This is a genomic window from Janthinobacterium sp. NKUCC08_JDC, assembly GCF_019345575.1.
GTDB classification, from domain to species: Bacteria; Pseudomonadota; Gammaproteobacteria; order Burkholderiales; family Burkholderiaceae_D; genus Janthinobacterium; species Janthinobacterium aestuarii.
In genome coordinates, this window is sequence record NZ_JAHKQW010000004.1 from 76,860 (window position 1) to 99,180 (window position 22,321).

Consider the following 22,321-nt stretch of genomic DNA (forward strand, 5'->3'; position numbering starts at 1 on the left):
GGCGAAACCTAGCGCCCCGCCTTGGCCATCAAGATCGTCAGCAGCAGCAGACTGTCTTCGCGCGCTTCCAGGGCGTGCGCCTGGCCGCCAAGCAGATACAGCATCTGCCCCGGTCCCAGCACTTGCACGCCGCCATGCGCTTCCACCGCCACCTGCCCTTGCAGGCACAGCAAGGTGATTTCACCGAGCACATGATGCTCGGGCATGGTCTTGCCTTTGGGCATGCACATGCGGATCAGTTCCAGCTCATCCGTCTTGGCCAGCGCAATGGCGGAAAACTGCGACAGGTCGTCGCCGTCCCTGCGCAGCACGTCGATCACCTGTCCTGAACTTGCATGCTCCAATGCCATCATGTGCTCCTTCAGCAATTATTCGGCGACTTCCTCCGGCTCTTTCGCGCCGCGCATCCACTCGACCAGCGGCCACGCATCCTTCAAGCCTTCTGCCAGGGTCGGCAGCAGTTGCTCGGGGGCGTTGACGGGCAGCGGCACTTCGGTCCAGACAAAAAAGCTCTTCAGCTTGATGAATTCGATATGTTCGGCGTCCGCGTCAAACCCCTTGGGCGGGCGCTGCAGCTTGCCCTCGTTCTGGATGGTGCCGAAGCGGGCCTTCAAGCGCTTATTTTTCAGCACTTTGGAAAAGCCTGGCGCATCGTTGACCATGTGCTCGCGCAGCGCCTTCAGGCGGCCTGGTGGCGGCATGTACTCGCCGGCGCCGAACAGCAGGTTGCCCTGGCCGTCGATCTGCAGATAATACGTGGGACCGCCCGCCTTGCTGGGGCGGCGCATGTCGTTCGGTGCGATGGCGGCCGAAAAACGCGTTTTATACGGACTTTTATCATGGGCAAAGCGCACGTCGCGGTTGATGCGGAACATGGCCTTCTTCGGATTGCAGTATTTCACGGCCGGGTCGAACTTGCCCAGCTCTCCGATCAGGCTGGTGACCAGCGCCAGGAATTCCTCGCGCAGGATGTCGTAGCGGGGCTTGTTCATCACAAACCAGGGACGGTTGTTGTTGTCGCTCAGTTCACGTAAAAATTGGGTCAAATCACGCACATGCATGTGTCAAATTCCGATCAGCAACTATTTGGAAAGCTCTTTCGGGATGGGGCGCTTGCCCACCATCACGTCGAGTGCCGCTTCGCGATTCTTGCGCAGCACCGTCATTTTAGCTTTTTCGCCGGGCGGCAGTTGGGCGATCAGATTCAGCATTTCCGTCGTGTCGCCGACGGGCTTGCCTTGTACCGTCAGCAGGATGTCGCCGGGCACGATGCCCGCCTTGTCGGCAGGGCCGTTGCGCACCACGCCGGCGATGATGGCGCCGCTCGTGCGCTGCAAGTTGAAGCTTTGCGCCAGTTCGGGCGTGATGTCCTGCGTTTCCACGCCGATCCATCCGCGCACCACGTGGCCATCCTTGATGATGGCTTCCATCACCGTCTTGGCCGTCGAGACGGGAATGGCGAAGCCGATGCCGACGGAGCCGCCGCTTTGCGAGTAAATCGCCGTATTGATGCCGATCAGATTGCCGCGCGTATCGACCAGGGCGCCGCCCGAGTTGCCGAAGTTAATCGCCGCATCCGTCTGGATGAAGTTTTCAAAGCTGTTGATGTGCAGGTTGTTGCGGCCCAGGGCGGAGATGATGCCCATGGTCACCGTCTGGCCCACGCCGAACGGATTGCCGATGGCCAGCACCACGTCGCCCACGCGCGCCAGTTCCGACTGGCCCAGCACGATGACGGGCAACTTGTCGAGGTCGATCTTGATGACGGCCAGGTCCGTTTCCGGATCGAGGCCCACCACCTTGGCCGGCGCCTTGCGGCCATCGGTGAGCACCACTTCGATTTCATCGGCGCCTTCGACCACGTGGTTGTTGGTCAGCACATAGCCTTCATGGCTGACGATGACGCCGGAGCCGAGGCTGTTTTTCAAGTCGTCGTCATCCCCGTCGTCCGGGTCGCGGTCGCCGAAGAAACGTTTGAAGAAGGGGTCGCGCGCCAGCGGATGGGCGCCGCGCTTGGGGACTTGCAAGGTGAGGATGTTGACGACGGCGGGCATGGCGCGCGCCGCCGCGTCGCGGTAGGAGCCGGGCGCCAGGCTGCTCGACGCCGTTTCCACCACGGGCACCGGTTTCGCGGGAGAGCCCAACTGCTGTACCCGGCTGGCCGGGCGCAGCGCGCCGTACACAAAGTACAGCGCCAACGCGATCGTCACGGTTTGCGCAAACAATAACCAGAATCGTCGCATACAGTTCTCTGCCCAGGTCAGCCGGCCCGTGCCGGAACGACTTATTTTGCCAGATCGTTGCTATTCTGTCCGTTCTTCTGCAGCGAGTCGCGGATTTCACGCAGCAGCACGATGTCTTCCGGCGTGGCCGGTGCTGGCGCCGGCGCGACCGGTTCGCTGCGGCGGGCCTTGTTCATCAGGCGTACCATCTGGAAGATGATGAAGGCGAGAATGACGAAATTGAGCAGAATGGTCAGGAAGTTACCGTAGGCCAGCACGGCGCCCGCCTTTTTCGCTTCCACCAGGGTCAGGGTGGTGGCTTGGCCATTCAGGGGCAGGTAGTAATTGGCGAAATCGAGGCCGCCGAAAATGCGGCCGATAGGTGGCATGATCACATCTTGCACCAGCGAATCGACAATCTTGCCGAAGGCACCACCGATAATGACACCGACCGCCAGATCGACGACGTTACCCTTCATTGCAAATTCTTTAAATTCTTGCATCATTGCCATGAATTTCTCCTTCGGATAGATATAAAAACATGCCGATCATACTATTGATTCCTGGGGACACCAACTTGTGGTTGCCGGCAGGACCAATTCCGGCACAGCCATGCGCATCTAGTTCGAAAGAACTAGCCACCTCCTGCAAAAGTATATAAATTATGGTACAAGCAACGTTTTTGTTTTATTCGTTGTTTGCTTCACTTATAATTTGCGGTTGCCAGAAGTGGCTTTTTCACTTCCGGATAATCAACAAGAAACTGGCACGGGCTGCGCCATTGGCCGAAGTTCCGCAGGGATGTTGCCACGTTACCGTACAAAGATGCGGATCGCGGCAATCAGTGGGATAGAGCTTCGGCGACGGGTTTTTCGCGGCTGCCACTCATAATAAAGATTCGCATTTTGACTGATTGGGGTTTGCATGAGTAACGAAAAGCAGGTCGATTCAGGCCGTCGCGGCTTGCTCGTCGCCACGTGCGCGGCGGGCAGTGTAGTTGGATTGGCAACCGCGGGAGCCTTGGTAAGCACCTTCCAGCCGTCGGAGCGCGCGAAAGCGGCTGGCGCGCCGGTCGAAGTAGACATCACCACCTTGCAACCCGGCGAAATGCGCACCGTCGAATGGCGCGGCAAGCCGGTCTGGATCCTGAAGCGCACGCCGGAAATGATCGCGTCCCTGAAAAAGACCGACGGCAAAGTCGCCGATGCCAATTCCCAACGCAATCCCGCCGAATTCACGCCTGAATACTGCATGAACGAGGCACGCTCGATCAAGCCTGAAATTCTCGTCGCCGTCGGCATCTGCACCCACCTGGGCTGCTCCCCTTCCTCGAAATTTGCCCCCGGCCCGCAACCGTCGCTGCCCGATGACTGGGAAGGCGGCTTCCTGTGCCCTTGCCACGGCTCCACCTTCGACATGGCTGGCCGCGTGTTCAAGAACAAGCCGGCGCCGGACAACCTGCAAGTGCCGCGTCATATGTATCTGAGCGACACCAAATTGCTGATAGGTAAAGACGAGAAAGGCGAGGCTTGATCATGGCTGCTTTCAAAGAGACGAAATTCCCGGCAGACGCTCCCGTCGCCGAAAAAGCGCTGGGCTGGGTCGATGACCGCTTTCCCCTGACCAAGCTGTGGAACGACCAATGGGGCAAGTACTACGCCCCGAAAAACTTCAATTTCTGGTACATCTTCGGCTCGCTGGCCATGCTGGTGCTGGTCTTACAGATCGTCACCGGCATCTTCCTGACTATGCACTACAAACCGGATGCGGCCCTGGCCTTCAATTCCGTCGAGTACATCATGCGCGAAGTACCGTGGGGCTGGCTGGTGCGCTACATGCACTCGACGGGCGCCTCGGCCTTCTTCATCATCGTCTACCTGCACATGACGCGCGGCCTGCTGTACGGCTCATACCGCAAGCCACGTGAACTGATCTGGCTGTTCGGTTTCGCCATCTTCCTGTGCCTGATGGCCGAAGCGTTCTTCGGCTACCTGTTGCCATGGGGCCAGATGTCGTACTGGGGCGCCCAAGTGATCGTCAACCTGTTTGGCGCCATTCCGCTGATCGGTCCTGACCTGTCGCTGTGGATCCGCGGCGACTATGTCGTCTCCGACGCGACCCTGAACCGCTTCTTCGCCTTCCACGTGATCGCCATCCCGCTGGTACTGCTGGGCCTGGTTGCAGCGCACTTGATCGCCCTGCATGAAGTGGGTTCAAGCAATCCGGACGGCATCGAAGTGAAGGAAAACCTGGGCGCCGATGGCCACCCGGTCGATTCGATTCCTTCGCATCCTTACTACACCGTGCATGATCTGTTCGGCGTATCGATCTTCCTCGTCATTTTCAGCGCCGTCGTCTTTTTCGCGCCGGAAATGGGCGGTTACTTCCTCGAATACAACAACTTCCTGCCAGGCGACTCGCTGAAGACCCCGCTGCACATCGCGCCAACCTGGTATTTCACGCCGTTCTACTCGGTGCTGCGTGCCACCACGGCCGACTTCATGTACGTGCTGATGGGTGTCGTGGCCGCCTACGTGGTGTTCATCTGGCTCAAGTCGCGCCTGTCGACGGTCGTCAAGTCGGTCATCGCCGGCATCGCCATCGTCGCCATCATCGGCATGCTGCCGCAGGTGCTGGACGCGAAATTCTGGGGCGTGGTGTTCTTCGGCGGCTCCGTCGTGATCCTGGCGTTCCTGCCATGGTTAGACCATTCGCCGGTGAAATCGATCCGCTACCGTCCGACCTGGCACAAATACATCTATGCCATCTTCGGCCTGTCGTTCCTGATCCTCGGCTACCTCGGGACCCAGGCGCCAACGGATGCAAAAACCATCGTGTCGCAAGTGTGCACCCTGATTTACTTCAGCTTCTTCCTGCTGATGCCATGGTGGAGTGCCATGGGCAAGTTCAAGACCGTGCCGTCGCGTGTGACGTTCCACCCGCACTAAGCCGCTCTCACGCCACGCTCAAAGGACATACATCATATGAAGATTGCAAAAAAACTGCTCGCCATCCTGGCACTCGTGCCCGCCATGGCTCTCGCCAGCGAAGGCGGCTTTCCGCTGGACAAGGCGCCTGACCGCCAGACCAACATGGCGGCGCTGCAGCATGGCGCCAAATTGTTCGTCAATTATTGCTTGAATTGCCACTCTGCCGTGTCGATGCGCTACAACCGCCTGCGCGACCTGGGCTTGACGGAAGACCAGATCAAGCAGAACTTGTTGTTCACCAGTGATAAAGTGGGCGACCTGATGACGACAAGCCTGGCAGCGCAGGACGCCAAGGCCTTCTTTGGCGTCGTACCGCCGGATTTGTCGGTAATTTCGCGCGCGAAATCATCTTCCGCTGGCACAGGCGGCGACTACCTGTATACTTACCTGCGTACGTTCTATAAAGACGACACTCGTCCGACCGGCTGGAACAACATGGTCGTGCCGAATGTTGCCATGCCGCATGTATTATGGGAATTGCAAGGTGTCCAGACTGCCAAGTTCGTGGAAGAGAATGATCCGCACGAAGCTGGCAAGAAGATCCACAAATTTACCGGCTTCGAGCAGGTCAAGCCAGGTACGTTGAACAAGATCGAGTATGACAATGCGGTAGCCGACCTGGTCGGCTACATGGAGTGGATGGCCGAACCGGCACAGCAGACACGCAAGCGCCTGGGCGTGTGGGTGCTGCTGTTCCTGTCGGTCTTTGCTCTGCTGGCATGGCGCCTTAACGCGTCGTTCTGGAAGGAAGTCAAATAAGTGAGGCGCCGGCCATAGGCCGGTTTATGCCTGTTTCTGCGTTGTCCGCATGAGTGGACAAGCGACCTGGGGTGAGCCGTTCGCGGCTTCACCCCCTTTGTTTCTAAGGAACTATAAAAAATGATGGTTCTCTATTCGGGTACAACCTGCCCATTTTCGCAACGCTGCCGCCTGGTTCTGTTTGAAAAAGGCATGGACTTCGAAGTGCGCGACGTCGACCTGTTCAACAAACCGGAAGACATTTCGACCATGAACCCGTATGGCCAAGTGCCTATCCTGGTCGAGCGCGAACTGATCCTGTATGAATCGAACATCATCAACGAGTACATCGATGAGCGCTTCCCGCATCCGCAACTGATGCCGGCCGATCCGCTGATGCGTGCCCGCGCGCGCCTGATGCTGTTCAATTTCGAAAAAGAACTGTTCGTGCACGTGCACGTGCTGGAAAGCGAACGCGCCAAGAGCAACGACAAGGCCCACGACAAGGCACGCGCGGAAATCCGCGACCGCCTGACGACGCTGGCGCCGCTGTTCCTGAAAAACAAGTACATGCTGGGCGACGAATTCTCGATGCTCGACGTGGCTGTCGCGCCGCTGCTGTGGCGCCTGGACCACTACGGCATCGAACTGTCGAAGACGGCCGCACCGCTGATGAAATACGCCGAACGCATCTTCTCGCGTCCAGCGTATATCGAAGCACTGACCCCTTCCGAAAAGGTCATGCGCCGCTAAAGATAGGCCCGGCAGGCTACGCCTGCCGGGATATCTGCGTCTTTTGAATTACCGGTGCGCCCGCCTCAAGTTTGACAGCGGCGCTCCCGCCTCACAGTGCCTACCATGTCTGAAATCTCAACCAAACCTTATATGCTGCGCGCCATCTACGAGTGGTGCACCGACAGCGGCTACACGCCTTACCTCGCGGTCAAAGTCGATTCGCGCACCACGGTACCGATGGAATACGTGAAAAAGGGCGAAATCGTGCTCAACATCAGCTTCGGCGCCACCAGCGGCCTGAAGATGGACAACGACGCCATCCGCTTCCACGCCCGCTTTGGCGGCGTCTCGCGCGAAATCTACGTGCCGGTCGACAACGTGATGGCCATCTACGCCAACGAAAACGGCCAAGGCATGGCCTTCGAGCCCGTGCTCGGCAACGACGACCCCGACGCGCAACCGACGGACAGCCCGGCCTCCGCCGACGTCCCGCCGCCTGTGCTCGCCCCCACCGCCAGCGCCCCGACCCTGTCGTCCGTGCCGACCAGCTCTCCCGAACAACGCGACAACGCCACACCAGGCGACGACGAGCCACCAAAAAAAGGCGGCCGCCCGACCCTGACACGCATTAAATAGCGTATAATTCGCAACGCGCAGTTTTTGCCGACTTAGCTCATTTGGTAGAGCAGTTGATTTGTAATCATCAGGTGGCCAGTTCGAAACCGGCAGTCGGCACCAGAATAATCAAGCACTTAGCCCAGCCTTCACCGGCTGGGCTTTTTGTTTTAAGAGTCTGTGTAGGCACCATGTAGGTTTTTACCGCGCGACGCGACGGAAAGAATACGGCTATGATGTTCACATACCGACATTGTGTCATTCCTGGTGGAAATTAATAATATTTTTGCCAACTTCTCTTTTTTTTGATGTAACCTGTACTCAACGGTTATACATCTAGTGCAGCCAGCGCTACCCCTGTGCCAATTATGCTAATTAGTCATGAACGCGAGAAGCTTCTCAACGCGATAATTTTTTTCGCGAAGAACTCCAGCTATCTCGGAAAAATAAAACTCTGGAAATTGCTCTATTTTTTGGATTTTGAGCACTTCAAAGAAACCGGCCGCTCCGTGACCGGAATGCGCTATAACGCTTGGCCAATGGGGCCGGTGCCTGTGTCACTGCACAATGAGGTTGAAGCTCCAGGGGCTGACATGGCCGAGAAAATCCGGTTTGGGTCGAAAGTTGTCAACGGAAGTAACTCCATGCTGACGGTAACTCCCCTCACCGAGTTTGATCCGTCGCATTTTTCTAAACGTGAGCTCCGTTTAATGGAGCGCTTGGCCGCCGACTTCTACAAGACGAAAGCCGAGGACATGATTGAGGCCACTCATCTAGAGAACCAACCTTGGCATAAAATCTATAACGAGCTGGGCCTGAAGCAGCAAGAAATACCGTTCGACTTGGCGCTGCGCACTCAAGAGCAGGAAGAATTGCGTCATGTCGTGCGTGAGCGCGATGAGATCTTGGCTAATTGCATACATTAAATCAATGACACCAGGAACAATTCTTCAACATCAAAATTTCCGCTTCCACGATAGCGTAATCGGAAACAAAATAATAATTGTTCTTGGTTCACATGCCGGGGTAACTATAGTTGTAAAAACAACTTCCCGTAGCTACCGCTTTAGCTCTTGCTATGGCTGCCAACCTCTCGACCGCTTCCCAAATTTCCACTTGGTACAAAACTGCTGCATCTTGCCAAAAGCCACTTGGGTCTGCCTCGATGAGTATTATGAATTCTTGGATGCCGAACTCGTCTCTCTCCATTTCGCTGGCGATGTAAAACAGTTAGGAAACTTGCCTCCGGAAATCGCTGAAGCGCTCGTGGCCTGCGCGGTCGCATCAAATGACATTTCACACCATCAAGAAAAGATAGTCCGCACCGCAAACCCCTAGTTTGCCTACCTGATACTCAAACAATTCCCGGTTTCACCACCATAGAATATTTGCGCGCGACACTTCGTACATGCGGGCTAAGGCGCTGACGTTCTCGCCCTGCTCATACTTGGCGACGATTGCGGCGCGCTGCTCGACGGTGGTCTTCGACGGCCGGCCCAACGTCTTGCCTTCGCTCTTGGCGCGGGCCAGGCCCGACTGTGTACGCTCCACTAACAAATCTCGCTCCATCTCTGCCACGGCCGATAGCATGGTCAGCATCATCTTGCCGGCGGCGGACGCCAAGTCCAGCTTTCCGAGCGGCCAGCAGCTTAACGGTGTCGCCGACGTCCTGCGCATCGCGTCCCAAGCGGTCTGGCTTCGACACTACCAACGTTTCCCCATTTCGTATCTGAGCCAACAGCGCGGCGAACTGTGGACGCCGGGTAGCGCTGGTCTTGCCGCTGATGGTGTCAGAGAACCAGTAATCGACCAAGTGGCCGGACCCTCAATTTCGAGGCGCTGATTGTCAGAGGTCTGTTTTTTGGTGCTGACGCGGCCGTATGCAAAGGTTGCCATGGTAATTTTCCGGTAAGTAGCGTTAGAAAACACTGTTAGAACATACTTACCTGTTAGAAATTACAGCCTCTATATTTCCAACATGGATAATCGTTGACTTTGATAGATGTTGAAAAACGGTCATTTTATAACAGCTTGTTTTTGATACTAAAATTGCAACCATATAATCTGAGGAATAATCATGGTAGAGACTTTAAGTTTGGCAATACAAGGAGTGACCTTACTCCAAATAACCACCTTAGCCATAGCATTTCTTGGCGCCGTTCTAGGCATCATCAACACTTGGCATGGACTCGATAAATCTCGTGTCAAGCTTAGGGTTAGTCCCGCACACGCCATTCCGGTAGGTGGCGCGCCTTCGTCTATCAGACTTAGCATTACCGTGACGAACCTCAGCGCATTTGCGGTTACTGTGTGTGACGTTGGTATTCAATTTCGCTGGAGTAAAAAGCGAGGTACATTTTTTTCACCAATGACTGCAGACGGCGGGAAATGGCCGCGGCGGTTGGAACCAAGATCATCTGTAACCATCTACGCAGAGCGGCCTGACTCGCGCAGCAATGGGCGAATCAGGTGTGCCTACGCAACCACAGAATGTGGCGTAAAGCAGACGGGGAACTCCCCAGCGTTGAAGCAAATGGCGCGTGAAGGATAACCTCAGCCAACTTTCAGGTAGCTTCAAGCCCCTTCCAAGTTTCATCCCACGTAGCACTACAGTGGCATCCAGGCAAACCACGCACACCGTGAAGTCACTGCTTTAATCGAAAGCAATGTTACCAGTATGACGGTGGTGTTCAGAGCTTCGACACGCATTGCTGCACCGCGCAATGACTATCAGCACATTTAGGCGCAAGATGAGCACGTGCTTGCGCAATGCAGGCTCCCGATGTCTGGCTTGCCTATCTGGGGGAATATCATGTCCGCACACACTTACAAGCTGATCGAACTGGTGGGAACTTCGACCGAGAGCAGCGATCAGGCGATACGCGATGCCATTGCCAAGGCGGCGCTGACGGTCAAGCATATGGACTGGTATGAAGTGACGGAATCGCGCGGGCATATCGTCGATGGCAAGGTGGCGCACTTCCAGGTCACGCTGAAGGTCGGCTTCCGGCTCGAATAGGGTAGGTCGGCAACTCACCGCCGCCCGACCGCTCCCCGGCTCTCCAGCCACTCCCGGCCGCCGCTGTCCAGCGCGGTCTCGATGACCTTTTCCGGCAAGCTGTAGACGGTCGCCCAGCTGGCGCGGCCGTCCTGCGTGTTGGCGGGAAAGCTGTGCGTCTCGATGGGCCAATGGTATTTGCGTTTCAGCGCTTTCACGATGGCGGCCAGCGAGACGCGGCCTTGCAGCGGTTCGGCGCCGGACTGATCGCGGTTCGACAGCAGCACGGCCAGGACCTGGCCGCGGCCCGTGCGTGCGCCGGGGAAGGTGGGGGTTTTGTTTGCCATGGCCTATTTTACCGGGCAATTATCGGCGCGAGGCGATGTGCCGCACCTTTGATCTGGCGCAAACGCCGCATCGGCTTTGCGGCCACGATAGACGTTTCGACAGGTTGCCAGTGCCCCTCTGGCAGCTTGGTCCTACCATCACGGGGCACAGGAGCCTATCATGCACAGCCTGAACATCCACGCCATGCAATGGCAGCCCGTCGCCGATATTTCCGCCGTCAATCCGCTGCTGCCCGACGACCTCGCCTGCTTTCGCGAACTGCGCGACGTGCTGCAACGTTATGGCGCGCTCGACCGCTTCGGCATTTCCCTGATCCACCGCCATTTCGACATCGCCGACGACGAGGAGCTGATGGAGTACACGAATGCGGAAACCCGCACCTTGACGGTAAAGCCTGTCAAGAAAAGCGACATCGACTGGCAGCACACGACGATTACCAACTGGAAACTGACGGAAGGCGAGGAGGTGGCGCGCATCGGTTGCGGCTGCGCGCGCAATTCCGGCGGCCACCTCGGCTATCACCGGGGCACCTGAAAGCGGCGTCGGCCTTTCTTACACTTTGCTTCCACCGGCTCAGTCCGCTTTGCGCAAGCCCTTGATTCAATATGCTTTTTTTGTGTGGCACGCAAGCTGCTTATCACTGTCTACGAGATGAATCCAGGCAGGTCATTCTGGATTCTTTCTCCCCCGGATTTTCCGAGACTGACTACGATAAGAGGCTGCGATGAACGTCGATCACACACGAAGCAAGACCCTGGGTTGGCTGGGCGCACTGGCGGCGGCAAGTCTGCTGGCCAGCGGCCAGGCGCAGGCCGGCGCGTACGGCCTGGCCGTCAACGAATTGAACTCTTTCCGCATCACCACCAGCGCTGGCGCGCTGTCGCTGGCCGGCGCCAACCGCAATGCCAGCGACAGCGCCTTCTTCGAGGGCGGCGTGGCCGTCAATCCGCGCGCCGTCAATACGGGCCCGGCCGCCAACGCCGACGTGCTGCAAGTATGTTCGGGCGGCGGCTGCAGCGGCTTGCCGCAAAATAACTACGCACCCAGCCCCAGTTCCACCCTGGAGTTCGCGCGCGGCGACGCGCATGCCTTTGGCAATATGCTCACGGCCGCCGGCTCCACCGTGCGCGCCGTTGCGGAAGCACAGCGCGACACGGTCGGCGCCGCCACGGCCACGGCAGGCGATACGCTCACCGGCTCCGTCAACCTGACCCTGTCGAGCGCCGGCTTCATCACCTTCAACTTCATGGGACGGCGCGACCTGCGCACCAGCGTGACGACCATGGGTGACAAGTCGAGCGTGTCGATCATGGATATCTTCAATATCTCGTGCAATACTTCCAGTCCCGTGGGCTGCCTGTCGAACGCGAATGCCGATGGCGTGATCTTCCAGTTCGCGCCCGATGGCGACGCCAACAATGGCAGCGACGTCAATGGCAACCATACGGTCGGCAGCCTCGATCCCTTCAGCCTGAACATGACGGCCGGCACCAACGACCCGGCCACCGGGCGCGCCTTCACGAATGGCTTTGCGATGTTTTCGCTGACGTCGAATTTCGCCCTGCCCGCCGGCAGCTACACCTTGAACTTTTCCAAGTCCACGCGTACCGACATCGTCGTCATCGAACCCTTGCAAGTACCGGAGCCAGGCACTTTGTTCCTGCTGGGCACGGGACTGGCAGCCCTGGCTTTTACGCGCCGCCGGCAGCCGAAATAATCCGCAGCATGAAAAGCACGCGGCGCCCGCAAAGGCGCCGCTTTTTTATGCGGCAGAGATGTGTTAACCGAGCCGCGCCAGCGCCCGGCGCGCCAGCTGCAATTGCTGCAGATAATAGCGGTGCAGCATGGCGGGATCGCTGAGGTCACGCCCCAGCACCAGGCGCAGTTCGCTGACGGGGCAGTCGGCGGCCTGGATCTGCACCTGGGTACGCACCTGTACACCGAGTTGGCGAGCCAGTTGGCGCGCCGCCTGCTCCTGCGCGGGCCGGTATTCGACGCGTGTGCGCGCCACCTGGAAGCTGGTTTCATTGGCCAGGCGCACCACTTGCACGGGCGCACCAGCCAGGCTGCGCGCCAGCGCGGCTGCTAGGCCAGGCACGCCGTTGCCATTGACAATTTCCAGGCGCGGATGCGGCGCGCCGGCCACAGGCACGGACGCCGCCGGCAACGACGCGCTAACGGGCAGGCTGCGCACCGCCGCCGGCACGCGCTGCAAGCGGGCCATGCCGTCGCTCTGCGTGATCTCCACGCGCGCCATGGCGCGCGCATCCGGCACAGGCTCGGGCGCAAGCTTCGGCGGCGCCTCGGCACGCAACAAGGCCATGTCGCGCCGCACATCGTGTTCCTGCAAGCTGCTCGCCTGGCGCCGCATGACGGCCGCGCGCTCGTGCTGCCCCAGCCGTTCGAGCACCTGCGCCAGATGCCGCCAGGTCAGCGCATTGAGCGGGTCGAGCAGACAGGCCTGTTCCAGCGCAGTCAACGCTTGCGCATCGCGTCCGCTCAAATAATAGGCATGACCGAGATTGCTGAACAGATAGGCCTGCCGCGGCTGCGGCATGCCCGCCTCCTGCGTCAAGGCCAGCCAATGGGCGATCGCCGCGTCGTGTTCACCGCGCTGCGCATGCAGCACGGCCAGGCCATTGCGCGCGTTCACGTGGCGCGGCGCATGGCGCAGGGCTTGCTCATAGGCCGTTTGCGCCGCAGGCAAGTCGCCCCGCACGAAATGCTGGCGCCCCGCCGCATAGGCGGCATCGGCGTCGGACCACGCCGCCACCGGCAGGTGGGCCAGCTGCGTGGTACAGGCGGCCAGGCCCAGGCAGGCGCAGGCAGCGGCCAGGCGGGAAATCGTCAAGCGCATGGTAGTTCCTTTCAGCGGCTGGCCATGGCCGGCACGAGCACGCGATAGACTTCGATCACGGCCGGCCCCATGAGCACCAGCATCAGGGTGGGAAAGACGCAAAAGATCAGCGGGAACAGCAGTTTCAGGGCGATCTTCGCTGCCGCCTCCTCGGCCAGCAGGCTGCGCTTGCCGCGCAGGTTTTCCGAATGCACGCGCAATGAATCGCCCATGCTGGTGCCGAAGCGCTCCGATTGAATCAGCATGGCAACGAGAGTGTCGACATCTTCCACGCCGCTGCGCAGGGCCAGGTTGCGCAACGCCTTTTCCTTGGAAAAGCCGGCGCGCATTTCCATCAGCACCAGTTGCAATTCCTGCGCCAGCACCACGCTCTTGATGTGGATTTCGCCCGACACCTTCACCAGCGCGCGCTCCAGGCTCAGGCCCGCTTCCACGCACACGGTCAGCAAGTCGAGCGCGTCGGGGATGTTTTCAAAGATGTCGCGCTGGCGCCGTTTGGCCGTGCTGGCCAGCACCAGGTTGGGCAGGTAATAGCCGATGGTGGCGCTGACGCACAGCAGCAACAGCAGCACGCTGCGCAGCTGCGCCGCCATGGCGCTGGCCGCGTACAGGCCCAGCACGGTGGGAAACAGCAGGGCCAGCACGGTCTTCGCCGCAAAATACAGGGCCGGTGCGCTTGCCTGGCGCCAGCCCGCGTTCATGAAGCGCGTACGCAGCGGCGAACGTTCCCAGCCCTCTTCCGGCAGCGACAGCTTGCTGAACGGCTGCGCCACGCGCGCCACCCTCTCCACCCAGCCATTTTCCACCACCGCCTCGCTGGCGGCAGGCGCCGTGGCGCCAAACAGGCGCTGGCGCAAAGTGCCAGGAAAGAAGATCACCCACGCCAGCAGGGCCAGTGCCACCACCACGGCAAAGACGATCACGAGAAACAGCAGTTGTGCACCGCTCATAGCACCTCCTGTTTTAGATGCGGATGCGGATCACGTTGCGCATCCACACGACACCCAGCGCCACCATGCCGGCCGCATACCACAGCAGTTTGATGCCGCTGGGATCGGTCCACAGCAGGCGGATGTATTGCGGGTTGACCAGTGCCATGACGCCGATCATCACCACCGGCATCAGCCCCAGCACCCAGGCCGACATGCGTCCCTCGGCCGACAGCACGCGCACCTGCCCCAACAGCTTCAAACGGGCACGGATGATGCGCGCGATGCTGACCAGCACTTCGGCCAAATTCCCCCCCGATTCGCGCTGCACCAGCACGGCGATGACGAGGTAGCGCAAGTCCGTCAGCGGTATGCGCGCGGCCAGGTTTTGCAGCGCCTCGTTCATCGGCACACCGTAATTGATCTCTTCGTGCGCCATCTTGAATTCGCCGCTGATCGGCTCATTGAGTTCATCGCCCACCATCTGCAGCACGTTTGAAAACGAGTGCCCGGCGCGCAGCGCGCGGGCCAGGAAATCGGCCGCTTCCGGTAGTTGCGCCTCGATCTTTTTCAGCCGCGCCGCGCGCGCGCGCAGCACGCACAAGCACGGTGCGCTCACGGCGCAGGACAGCAGCAGCAAGGCGCCGGGCACGGGCATGGACCAGGCCGCCAACAGCAGCAAGGCGGCCAGCAGCAAGGCGCCGGTGCCGCCCAGGAATTGCGCCACCGACCAGGACAAGCCCGATTGCAGCAGCAAGCGGTCAAGCTGCGCCGCCTGCGGCAGGCGCCGCAGCCAGCGCTCGAGACCGGGCGAACGCGCATAGCGGCGCTGCTTGAGGATGGAGACCCGCTCGCCGCCGCCCTCGCCGCGCGCCGCCATCAGCCGCAAGCGCCGGTTGATGCGCCGCGCCGCGCTGCCGTGCGTGCCCGACCACCACAGCCAGACTCCCTCCACCATCAGGATGCAGGCGGCGAACAGCAGCACGGCAAAGCCGTAGAAGACCAGGTCCATGGTTCCCTCCTTACTCGTAGATGCGGTCGGGGTCGAACACGCTGTCTGGCACGGGCGCGCCGAACATGCGCAGGCGTTCCGTAAAGCGGGGCCGCACGCCCGTGGCGCAGAAATGGCCCTGCACTTTGCCGTCGGCATCGACGCCCGTCTGCTCGAAGCGGAAGATTTCATGCATGGCGATGATGTCGCCTTCCATGCCCGTCACTTCCTGCAGGCTGACCAGCTTGCGCGCGCCGTCCGTCAGGCGCGACACTTGCATCACCACCGTCACGGCCGAACAGATCTGCTGGCGCGTGGCGCGCGGCGTCAGGTTCACGTTGGCCATGCCGACCATGTTTTCCAGCCGCGCCAGCGCGTCGCGCGCCGTGTTCGAGTGGATGGTCGCCAGCGAGCCTTCATGGCCCGTATTCATCGCCTGCAGCATGTCGAGCGCCTCGGCGCCGCGCACCTCGCCCAGGATGATGCGGTCGGGCCGCATGCGCAGCGCATTGCGCACCAGCGCGCGCTGGCTCACTTCGCCCTTGCCCTCGATATTCGGCGGACGCGTTTCCAGGCGCACCACGTGCGGCTGGCGCAGAGCCAGTTCGGCCGCATCCTCGATGGTGACGATGCGCTCGCTGCCGGGAATGAAGCCGGACAGCACGTTGAGCAGGGTCGTCTTGCCGCTGCCCGTGCCGCCCGAGATCAGGATGTTGACCTTGGCCTGGCCCAGTGCCTGCAGCACCTGCACCATGGGCGGCGTCAGGCTTTTGTAGTCGAGCAGGTTGGCGATCGTCAAAGGCTGCACGGCAAAGCGCCGGATCGACAGAATCGGTCCGTCGACGGCCAGCGGCGGAATGATGGCGTTCACGCGCGAACCGTCGGGCAGGCGCGCGTCGACCATCGGGCTCGATTCGTCGACCCGCCGTCCCACGCGCGAGACGATCTTTTCGATGATCTTCATCAGGTGCGCATTGTCGTGGAAGGTCACGTCCGTCAGCTGCAGCCGCCCGCCCCGTTCCACATACACCTTGTCGCAGGTATTGACGAGGATGTCGGACACGCTGGCATCGGCCAGCAGGGGTTCCAGTGGGCCAAAGCCCAGCATCTCGTGCTGGATGTCGAGCACCAGGCTATGCCGCTCATGCTGGTTCAGCACGATGCGCTCTTCCTCGATCACGCGCTGCACCAGCAGCGCCAGTTCGTGCTTGAACTGCTCCGCCGTCAGGCGTTTTAACCGTTCCAGGTCGATACGGTCGAGTATCGTCTGGTGCATGGTTTTTTTCAGTTCCTGGTAGGCGTGCAGCGCCAGCGCGCCTTGTCCATTCGTGGCGGGGCGCACCGTTTCATTCGCCGCCAGGCGTTCGCGTAAAGTCATCTCGGCTCCCATGATGGCCCCCGGCGGGAGCCTTGACATCTATTCAGGTCCTAGGCCTCGCTGCGGCTGAACAGGCGGTCGAACAGGCCGCGGCTTTCCGTCACGCGGCGCGCCGTCACCAGTTCCACCAGTTCGGCCAGGCTGCGCGCCACGGCGCTGGTGCGCGACAGCTGCAGCAGCGGAATGCCCTGGTTGACGGAATCGGTGGCGGCGATGTAATCGTTGGGCACCGTATGCACCACTTCCGCGCCCAGCGCCTGCTCCAGGTCCGCCAGGCGCAGCCGCCCGCCCTTCTCATAGCGGTTGACGATCAGGCGCAGGCGCTCGCCCGGATAGCCGAGCGAACGGAAAATGTCGAGCAGGCGGCGTCCGTCGCGGATGTCGGGCAAGGCCAGTTGCAGCACCGGATAGATGGCGTCGGCGTTGTCGAGCGCGCGCAGCGACAGCGCATCGATCTGGCGCCCCACGTCGAGCACGATGTAGTCGTAGTGCTGGCGCGCCACGGCAAGGATGCGGTCCATGTGCTCGGGCTGCATGTCGACCTTGTGCGACGGGTCGTCGGCCGCCGCCAGCACGCCGAAGTTCGGCGTCACGTGCACCAGGCACGAGGCGAGAAAGGCGCCGTCCATGCGCGCGATCTGCGCGCAGATGTCGGACAGGGTCATGGCCGGCTTCTGGTCCGACACGTACAAGGTGGCGTCGCCGAACTGGCCGTGCAGGTCGATCAGCAGCACCTTGCAGCCGGCCAGGCTGGCCAGCGCGTAGGAAAAATTCGTCGACAGGAAGGTGGCGCCGCTGCCGCCCTTGCACGAGATGAAGGCGAGCACTTTACCGTCGCGCATCTGCGTCACGCCAGCCTGGATATCGACCCTGTCCATCGCCTCGTGAAAAGCCTTGTGCACCAGCGGCAGCTGCAGCACTTCGCGCATGCCGGCGCGCATGGCGCGTATCAAGACATCCTGCTGCTGGCCGCGCGTGAGCAGCATCAGCACGGCCAGCGGATACTGGCGCGCCAGGCGCTCGAGCAGGTCGGCTTCATCGGCATCGATGCCGCTGGCGTCGACGATCACCAGTTCCGGCGCTTCCGGCAGCATGCGCTCGACGGCGTCGCGCAGGCCGCTGCGCCGTTCCAGGAGGCGCAGCACGGGCATGCGGGCCGCCCCCTGCGCGGCAATTTCATCGTGCAAGCTGGCGTCGCGGCTAATCATCAAGGCTTTCATCGCACTTCCTCGCTTCTTTCAGGTCTACACATTCGGCTGCGCCGTCAAGTGGCGCTCAAGGACAAAAACCGGGATTGTCCGGATAGCCCAACGACTCGGCCACCGCCATGGTGGCGCCGTTGGGCAGGCGCACGGCGCCTGCGCCGGAGGGAAACATCACGTTCAGCAGCGGCAGGATGGGCCGGTATGGCACGCTCTCGCAACGCCCGCCGTCGCCAGGCACGCACAGGCGTGCGCGCACGAAACGGATGCAGCTGGCGCCATGCGGGTCGTCCAGGCAATTGATGCGGTTGCGTTGCGGGCAGCCCGGCATCACCGTTACCGGCACCGCCGCCAGCGCGGCGCCGCTGCTCGACTGCGACAGATAATCGATGCGCACATACGCATCGCTGATGCCGCCGCCCAGCGGCAGGACACCCGGCGCGGCCCGCAGCACGGCATGCGTGCGCACGGCCTGCAGCGCGCTTGCATTGCTGAAATCGGTGACGGCCGCGCCGCGCGCGGCACGCCGGGTAATCTCGTGCACCATATTCCATAGGTACACGGCGCGCGCCAATTCCAGCATGGCGAACAGGAAGAGAAAGAACAACAGCGCCAGCATGGCGAACTCGACGGCAAAAACGCCGCCCTGGCGCTGGCGGCGCAGGCGCAGGTTAATTGACATAGCGCAATGTCGCGTTGGAACGCAAGGGGATCGGCGCCAGCTGCGGCAGCCACGCGCGCGTCAGGTCGGGCAGGAAGACGATGGGCATGTCCACCGACACCTTGATATGCACCTGCTGCGGCGGCGTCGCGTAATTGCCGCAGTTGTAGGAATCGTCGGCATAGGTACAGTCCACGCTGACCCGGACGGACTCCATGGTGGGCCAGCTTTCCGCCATCGCCTCGACCACCATCTGGCGCGAAAATGCGACGCCCTGGGTCGCCGTGCCGATACTGGCCATCTGCGACAGCGGCATGGTCGCCAGGTAGCGCGCCGCATCGTGCGTACTTTTCTGCAGGGCCGTGTACACCAGCAGCGCGCGGCCGAACAGCAGCACGAAGGGCAACAGGCCCATGAAAAACAGCATGATCAGCGCCAGCTCGATGGCGGCGACACCATGCTGGCGGCGTGGCGCGCGGCAGGGCGGCCTCATTGCAGCAACTCCGCGGGGCCCATCAGCGCGCCCTCGGCCGCCAGGCCGTCAAATTCGGCGCTCAGCACGCCATTGGTGGCCGGCGCCGTCATGAAGAAGCGGCCGATGCCGCGCACTTGCGCCAGCACGTCGCTGCCGGCCGGCAGCGGGCAGGCCAGCAAGGGAATATGCAGCAGGCGCCGCTGTGCCACGCCCGTGTTGCCGGTCGGTGCCGTCTGGAATCCCAGCGTCTGGTATGGCGGCGTGGCAGGATAGCCGGACTTGGCGGCCGGCGCGGCGGGCAGGGCCGGATACAGCTTGCTCCAGTCGCTGGTGGCAAACGGCAGATAGCCGCCGGCCGGCTTCACGCTGCTGTACTTGACCGCCCTGCCAAACGACCACAGCGGCCCGTAACTGCCGACGGCGGGCGGCGTCGCGTTCGATTCCGGATCGGCCACGGACAGCAGCGGATTGCCGGTGCTCAGGGCGCTCGGCGCGTCAGGCGTGTTCGTCATCCACCAGTTCGCGGCCGCATTCGGATAGGCGCGGATATTCGTGTCGGGCGGCGACGTGACGGGATGGCAGCCGCTGCCCGCGTGCAGGTTGAAACGCGCGTTGAAGGCCGGCCACAAGGTGGAGGGAAACGGCCGGTGCACGTGCACCTGGGCGCTGCCGATGCGCGGGTACAGCACCGTGCCGCTGCACACAAACGGCAACACGCTGGTCTCGCCGACCTGCAGCGACGGTCCCACCATGCCCAGCTGGCCCAGAGGATTGAGCACGAAATGTTCGGCCGCCGGGCCGTTCGGATTGAGTTTCAACAGGTTATACGCCACGCCGCGGCGAAAGCCATATTCCAGCAGCTCGACGGCCGGCAGCAGCGCCGCATTCGTGCGCGCACTGGCCCCGCTGGCCGACAGTGCGCAAACGGCCAGCGGCGTCAGGTTCAGACTGGTACGTCCCGCCACCGCGCGCGCGCCCGTGTCGAGGGTGCGCAGCGCCGGTGACCAGGCGCCCAGGAACGCCGTCGCCACCCGCCCAAGCGACGGCTCATTGGCCTGCGTATCGATGCGCACGAACAGCGCCGTGGCCGCATCGGGCACGGCACCCGCCGCATGCCATTCGCTGGCGGGCGCGTCGGGCACGCTGGCGAAGCGGATGCTGGCGTCCGACAGGATGGCGCCCTGCATGCGGCGCCGCCACGCGCTCTTGTCGGCCGCGCTGCTCTTGGCCTTCGTCACGGCAGCAAGCAAGCCTTCGGGCGTGCCCACCAGTTCCGCGGCGGCCGCCAGCGCCGCGTTGTCGGCCAGGTTCTGCAATTCCGTCTTGCGTCCGATGACCTGGCCCACGTCGAGCGCCAGGCCGATAAAACCCAGCACCAGGATGAGCAGGATGGAAAAGGCGATCAGCATCGCCCCGCGCTGGCCCTGGCGTCTATTTGCCATTGCCGCCTCCCAGCATGAACTGCACCGGCTGCGGCGCCTGGCCGTTCGGTTCGACGAACGAGGCGCGGTAGCGCTGCATGACGGCGTGCGCGCTGGGCCCGTCCAGGCCGTCGGCAGGCTGGCGATTGCCCGCGCTGGCCGGATCGCGCACCTGCTGCGTCATGGCCAGGCGCACGGCGTCGCCGAAGCGCGGGTCCAGCTGCGGCGTGCTGCTGTGTGCGCAGGCGGCCAGCTGCATGGCCAGAGTCAAGGCGGCCAGGCGCCGCAGCAATATCAGGAGCGAGTTCGGCATGGCGTGTCTCCCCATCTCATTTCAACTCGAAGCCGTTGGCCGCGCGCGGTGGCGGCACGGACGGCAGCGCCAGCGGCAAGGTGCCTTCCATCTTGCCGCGCAACATCAAGTCCGTGCGCGAGGGTGGCGCCAGCTGCGCCGTCGGCAGCACGGCGTCCGCCGGCAACGGTTTCACCAAGTGCGCGGTAATGACGAACAACAATTCCGTGCGGTCATGCTGGAAGTCCGTGCTGCGAAACAGCGCCCCGAGGATCGGCAGCTCGCTGAGCCACGGCACGCCCGTGATGTTGCTCACCTGGTTGTTCTTGATCAAGCCGCCGATGGCATAGCTCTGGCCGTCGTACAGCTGCACCGTGGTCGAGGCGCGCCGCGTGGTGATCACGGGCAAAATCGAGCGTCCACTGACGCCGGCGGCGGAAATGCCCACTCCCTCGCGCGACAGTTCCGACACTTCCGGCGCCACCTTCAAATTGATGCGCCCGCCCGACAGCACGGTGGGCGTAAAACGCAGGCCGACGCCATACTCGCGCTCTTCCAGGGTGATCTTGTTGTTGTCCTGGCCGACGGGAATGAAGATCTTGCCGCCCGCCAGAAAACTGCCTTCCTGCCCGCTGATCGCCATCACCGTCGGCTCGGCCAGGATGCGCACCAGGCCATCCTGTTTCTGCGCCTCGATGGTCAGCTGCTGGCCATTCGACTTGCGTACGTCAAGCAAGCCATTGGCCGTGCCGCTCAAGAAATTCGACAGCAAGGTGGTGGCCCAGCTGCCGGACGCGAAGCGCAAGGTGGCGCCCACTTCCAGCCGTTCCAGCAGCGACTTCGACACTTCGGCGATCTGCACGGCCAGCATCACCTGTTGCGGCGCGCTGACGTCGAGCATATTGATGATGCGGCTGTTTGCGCTGCCAGCGGACGCCGTGGCGGCCGCCGGCATGGCGGCGCCGTCGGCGGGCTTGGGCAGCGCCAGCGGTGCGGTAGCGCGGCGCACATACGCGTGCGCCAGCTCGGTGGCGCGCAGCACGGCCCCCGCATCCTGCACCGTGCCCGACAGCACCAGGGTGTCGGCCACGGCTGTCACGCGGATGGCTTTTTCTTCCGGCATCAGGGCTGCCAAGGTCGTTTGCAGGCCGGACGGGTCCATGCTGACGCTGACGTTCACCACGCTGCACACACCGCTCCTGCCCTGGATGATCATATTCGTGCTGCCCACGTCGACACCGACCACATATAAAGTGTCGGGCGCGACCAGCATGGCTTGCAGCATGGCCGGATTGCCGACGCTGCGGGCCAGCACCGCCTCGGGCAGGCGCAGCATGCTCGACTTGCCCACCTGCAGCTGCAAGTTGCCCGGCGTCGCCGCTTCGCCGCCGCAGCGGGGGCCAGGATCGGCTGCCGCGCCGGCAAGCGGCAACAGCAGGCAGCACAGTGTCAGCAGGGCGCGGTTCATG

General features: G+C 61.8%; 24 protein-coding genes, 1 tRNA gene and 1 pseudogene. 10 read left to right on the top strand and 16 right to left on the bottom strand.

All coding sequences use genetic code 11. From position 1 onward, the window contains the following. Positions 1–8 precede the first annotated feature (8 nt). Genes KO538_RS12640 through mscL form a run of 4 tightly spaced genes read right to left on the bottom strand, consistent with a single transcriptional unit; the run spans position 9 to position 2,734 of the window. The gene (locus tag KO538_RS12640; protein WP_223278961.1) at positions 9–353 is read right to left on the bottom strand and encodes a hypothetical protein; all 345 of its coding nucleotides are present in this window, start codon (positions 351–353) and stop codon (positions 9–11) included. Between the two features lie 15 nt (positions 354–368). Further along, positions 369–1,061 carry a DUF2461 domain-containing protein gene (locus KO538_RS12645; RefSeq protein WP_070304509.1) on the bottom strand — a complete coding sequence of 231 codons (693 nt, stop codon included), beginning with the start codon at positions 1,059–1,061 and terminating at the stop codon, positions 369–371. Between the two features lie 21 nt (positions 1,062–1,082). After that, positions 1,083–2,243, bottom strand: coding sequence for a Do family serine endopeptidase (locus KO538_RS12650; RefSeq protein WP_072455825.1), 1,161 nt, complete (start codon positions 2,241–2,243; stop codon positions 1,083–1,085). A 41-nt stretch (positions 2,244–2,284) separates the two neighbouring features. Then, complete coding sequence (gene mscL, locus KO538_RS12655; RefSeq protein WP_046681989.1) at positions 2,285–2,734, bottom strand: large conductance mechanosensitive channel protein MscL; 450 nt, start codon at positions 2,732–2,734, stop codon at positions 2,285–2,287. 412 nt (positions 2,735–3,146) lie between these two features. Between mscL and petA the strand changes: the two genes are divergently transcribed. The 7 genes from petA (at position 3,147) to KO538_RS12690 (ending at position 8,226) form a co-directional block, all read left to right on the top strand. Beyond that, on the top strand, positions 3,147–3,755 hold the full coding sequence (gene petA, locus KO538_RS12660; protein WP_034753009.1) for a ubiquinol-cytochrome c reductase iron-sulfur subunit: 609 nt from the start codon (positions 3,147–3,149) through the stop codon (positions 3,753–3,755). A gap of 2 nt (positions 3,756–3,757) precedes the next feature. Further along, positions 3,758–5,170, top strand: a complete 1,413-nt coding sequence (locus tag KO538_RS12665; protein WP_219328499.1) for a cytochrome bc complex cytochrome b subunit — start codon at positions 3,758–3,760, stop codon at positions 5,168–5,170. A 36-nt stretch (positions 5,171–5,206) separates the two neighbouring features. Then, complete coding sequence (locus tag KO538_RS12670; protein WP_034753006.1) at positions 5,207–5,971, top strand: cytochrome c1; 765 nt, start codon at positions 5,207–5,209, stop codon at positions 5,969–5,971. Positions 5,972–6,091: 120 nt separating this feature from the next. Next, entirely contained in the window at positions 6,092–6,703 is a 612-nt protein-coding gene (locus tag KO538_RS12675; RefSeq protein WP_010394154.1) for a glutathione S-transferase N-terminal domain-containing protein, read from the top strand. Positions 6,704–6,808: 105 nt separating this feature from the next. Continuing rightward, on the top strand, positions 6,809–7,321 hold the full coding sequence (locus KO538_RS12680; RefSeq protein ID WP_046681987.1) for a ClpXP protease specificity-enhancing factor: 513 nt from the start codon (positions 6,809–6,811) through the stop codon (positions 7,319–7,321). A gap of 26 nt (positions 7,322–7,347) precedes the next feature. Continuing rightward, positions 7,348–7,423 (top strand) — tRNA-Thr (locus KO538_RS12685). Positions 7,424–7,668: 245 nt separating this feature from the next. Next, positions 7,669–8,226 (top strand): Panacea domain-containing protein, encoded by a 558-nt coding sequence (locus KO538_RS12690; RefSeq protein WP_219328500.1) that lies wholly within the window; start codon positions 7,669–7,671, stop codon positions 8,224–8,226. Positions 8,227–8,671: 445 nt separating this feature from the next. On the opposite strand, the pseudogene KO538_RS29755 reads toward KO538_RS12690, so the two are convergent. Next, positions 8,672–9,113, bottom strand: a pseudogene (locus KO538_RS29755) (recombinase family protein). Positions 9,114–10,112: 999 nt separating this feature from the next. On the opposite strand from KO538_RS29755, the gene KO538_RS12700 reads away from it, so the two are divergent. Then, entirely contained in the window at positions 10,113–10,319 is a 207-nt protein-coding gene (locus KO538_RS12700; RefSeq protein ID WP_034753599.1) for a dodecin, read from the top strand. Between the two features lie 14 nt (positions 10,320–10,333). Here the strand turns inward: KO538_RS12700 and KO538_RS12705 are convergent, their stop codons facing one another. Next, positions 10,334–10,645 carry a hypothetical protein gene (locus KO538_RS12705; RefSeq protein ID WP_034752996.1) on the bottom strand — a complete coding sequence of 104 codons (312 nt, stop codon included), beginning with the start codon at positions 10,643–10,645 and terminating at the stop codon, positions 10,334–10,336. Positions 10,646–10,805: 160 nt separating this feature from the next. Here KO538_RS12705 and KO538_RS12710 point away from each other — a divergent pair, with 160 nt between their 5' ends. Continuing rightward, positions 10,806–11,180, top strand: coding sequence for a hypothetical protein (locus KO538_RS12710; RefSeq protein ID WP_219328501.1), 375 nt, complete (start codon positions 10,806–10,808; stop codon positions 11,178–11,180). A gap of 190 nt (positions 11,181–11,370) precedes the next feature. Continuing rightward, positions 11,371–12,363 (top strand): EDSAP-1 family PEP-CTERM protein, encoded by a 993-nt coding sequence (locus tag KO538_RS12715; protein ID WP_072455836.1) that lies wholly within the window; start codon positions 11,371–11,373, stop codon positions 12,361–12,363. Positions 12,364–12,426: 63 nt separating this feature from the next. Here KO538_RS12715 and KO538_RS12720 read toward each other — a convergent pair whose 3' ends face one another. Genes KO538_RS12720 through KO538_RS12765 form a run of 10 tightly spaced genes read right to left on the bottom strand, consistent with a single transcriptional unit; the run spans position 12,427 to position 22,320 of the window. Then, the gene (locus KO538_RS12720; RefSeq protein WP_219328502.1) at positions 12,427–13,503 is read right to left on the bottom strand and encodes a LytR C-terminal domain-containing protein; all 1,077 of its coding nucleotides are present in this window, start codon (positions 13,501–13,503) and stop codon (positions 12,427–12,429) included. 11 nt (positions 13,504–13,514) lie between these two features. Then, positions 13,515–14,453 carry a type II secretion system F family protein gene (locus KO538_RS12725; protein WP_070304505.1) on the bottom strand — a complete coding sequence of 313 codons (939 nt, stop codon included), beginning with the start codon at positions 14,451–14,453 and terminating at the stop codon, positions 13,515–13,517. Positions 14,454–14,466: 13 nt separating this feature from the next. Beyond that, positions 14,467–15,444: a type II secretion system F family protein gene (locus tag KO538_RS12730; RefSeq protein WP_219328503.1), complete on the bottom strand. Its 978-nt coding sequence runs from the start codon at positions 15,442–15,444 to the stop codon at positions 14,467–14,469. Positions 15,445–15,454: 10 nt separating this feature from the next. Continuing rightward, positions 15,455–16,801 carry a CpaF family protein gene (locus tag KO538_RS12735; RefSeq protein ID WP_080698639.1) on the bottom strand — a complete coding sequence of 449 codons (1,347 nt, stop codon included), beginning with the start codon at positions 16,799–16,801 and terminating at the stop codon, positions 15,455–15,457. Between the two features lie 50 nt (positions 16,802–16,851). Then, the gene (locus KO538_RS12740; protein WP_034752983.1) at positions 16,852–18,021 is read right to left on the bottom strand and encodes an AAA family ATPase; all 1,170 of its coding nucleotides are present in this window, start codon (positions 18,019–18,021) and stop codon (positions 16,852–16,854) included. Between the two features lie 55 nt (positions 18,022–18,076). After that, complete coding sequence (locus KO538_RS12745) at positions 18,077–18,685, bottom strand: TadE/TadG family type IV pilus assembly protein (protein ID WP_219328504.1); 609 nt, start codon at positions 18,683–18,685, stop codon at positions 18,077–18,079. Further along, positions 18,675–19,157 carry a TadE/TadG family type IV pilus assembly protein gene (locus tag KO538_RS12750; RefSeq protein WP_070304501.1) on the bottom strand — a complete coding sequence of 161 codons (483 nt, stop codon included), beginning with the start codon at positions 19,155–19,157 and terminating at the stop codon, positions 18,675–18,677. Before KO538_RS12750 ends, KO538_RS12745 begins: the two co-directional genes overlap by 11 nt. Further along, entirely contained in the window at positions 19,154–20,581 is a 1,428-nt protein-coding gene (locus KO538_RS12755) for a pilus assembly protein TadG-related protein (protein ID WP_034752981.1), read from the bottom strand. Before KO538_RS12755 ends, KO538_RS12750 begins: the two co-directional genes overlap by 4 nt. Continuing rightward, a complete protein-coding gene (locus KO538_RS12760; RefSeq protein ID WP_034752980.1) occupies positions 20,571–20,873 on the bottom strand; it encodes a hypothetical protein in 303 nt (100 codons plus the stop codon). The genes KO538_RS12755 and KO538_RS12760 overlap by 11 nt, the downstream gene beginning before the upstream one ends. A 16-nt stretch (positions 20,874–20,889) precedes the next feature. Then, positions 20,890–22,320: a type II and III secretion system protein family protein gene (locus tag KO538_RS12765; RefSeq protein ID WP_219328505.1), complete on the bottom strand. Its 1,431-nt coding sequence runs from the start codon at positions 22,318–22,320 to the stop codon at positions 20,890–20,892. Position 22,321: the final 1 nt, after the last annotated feature.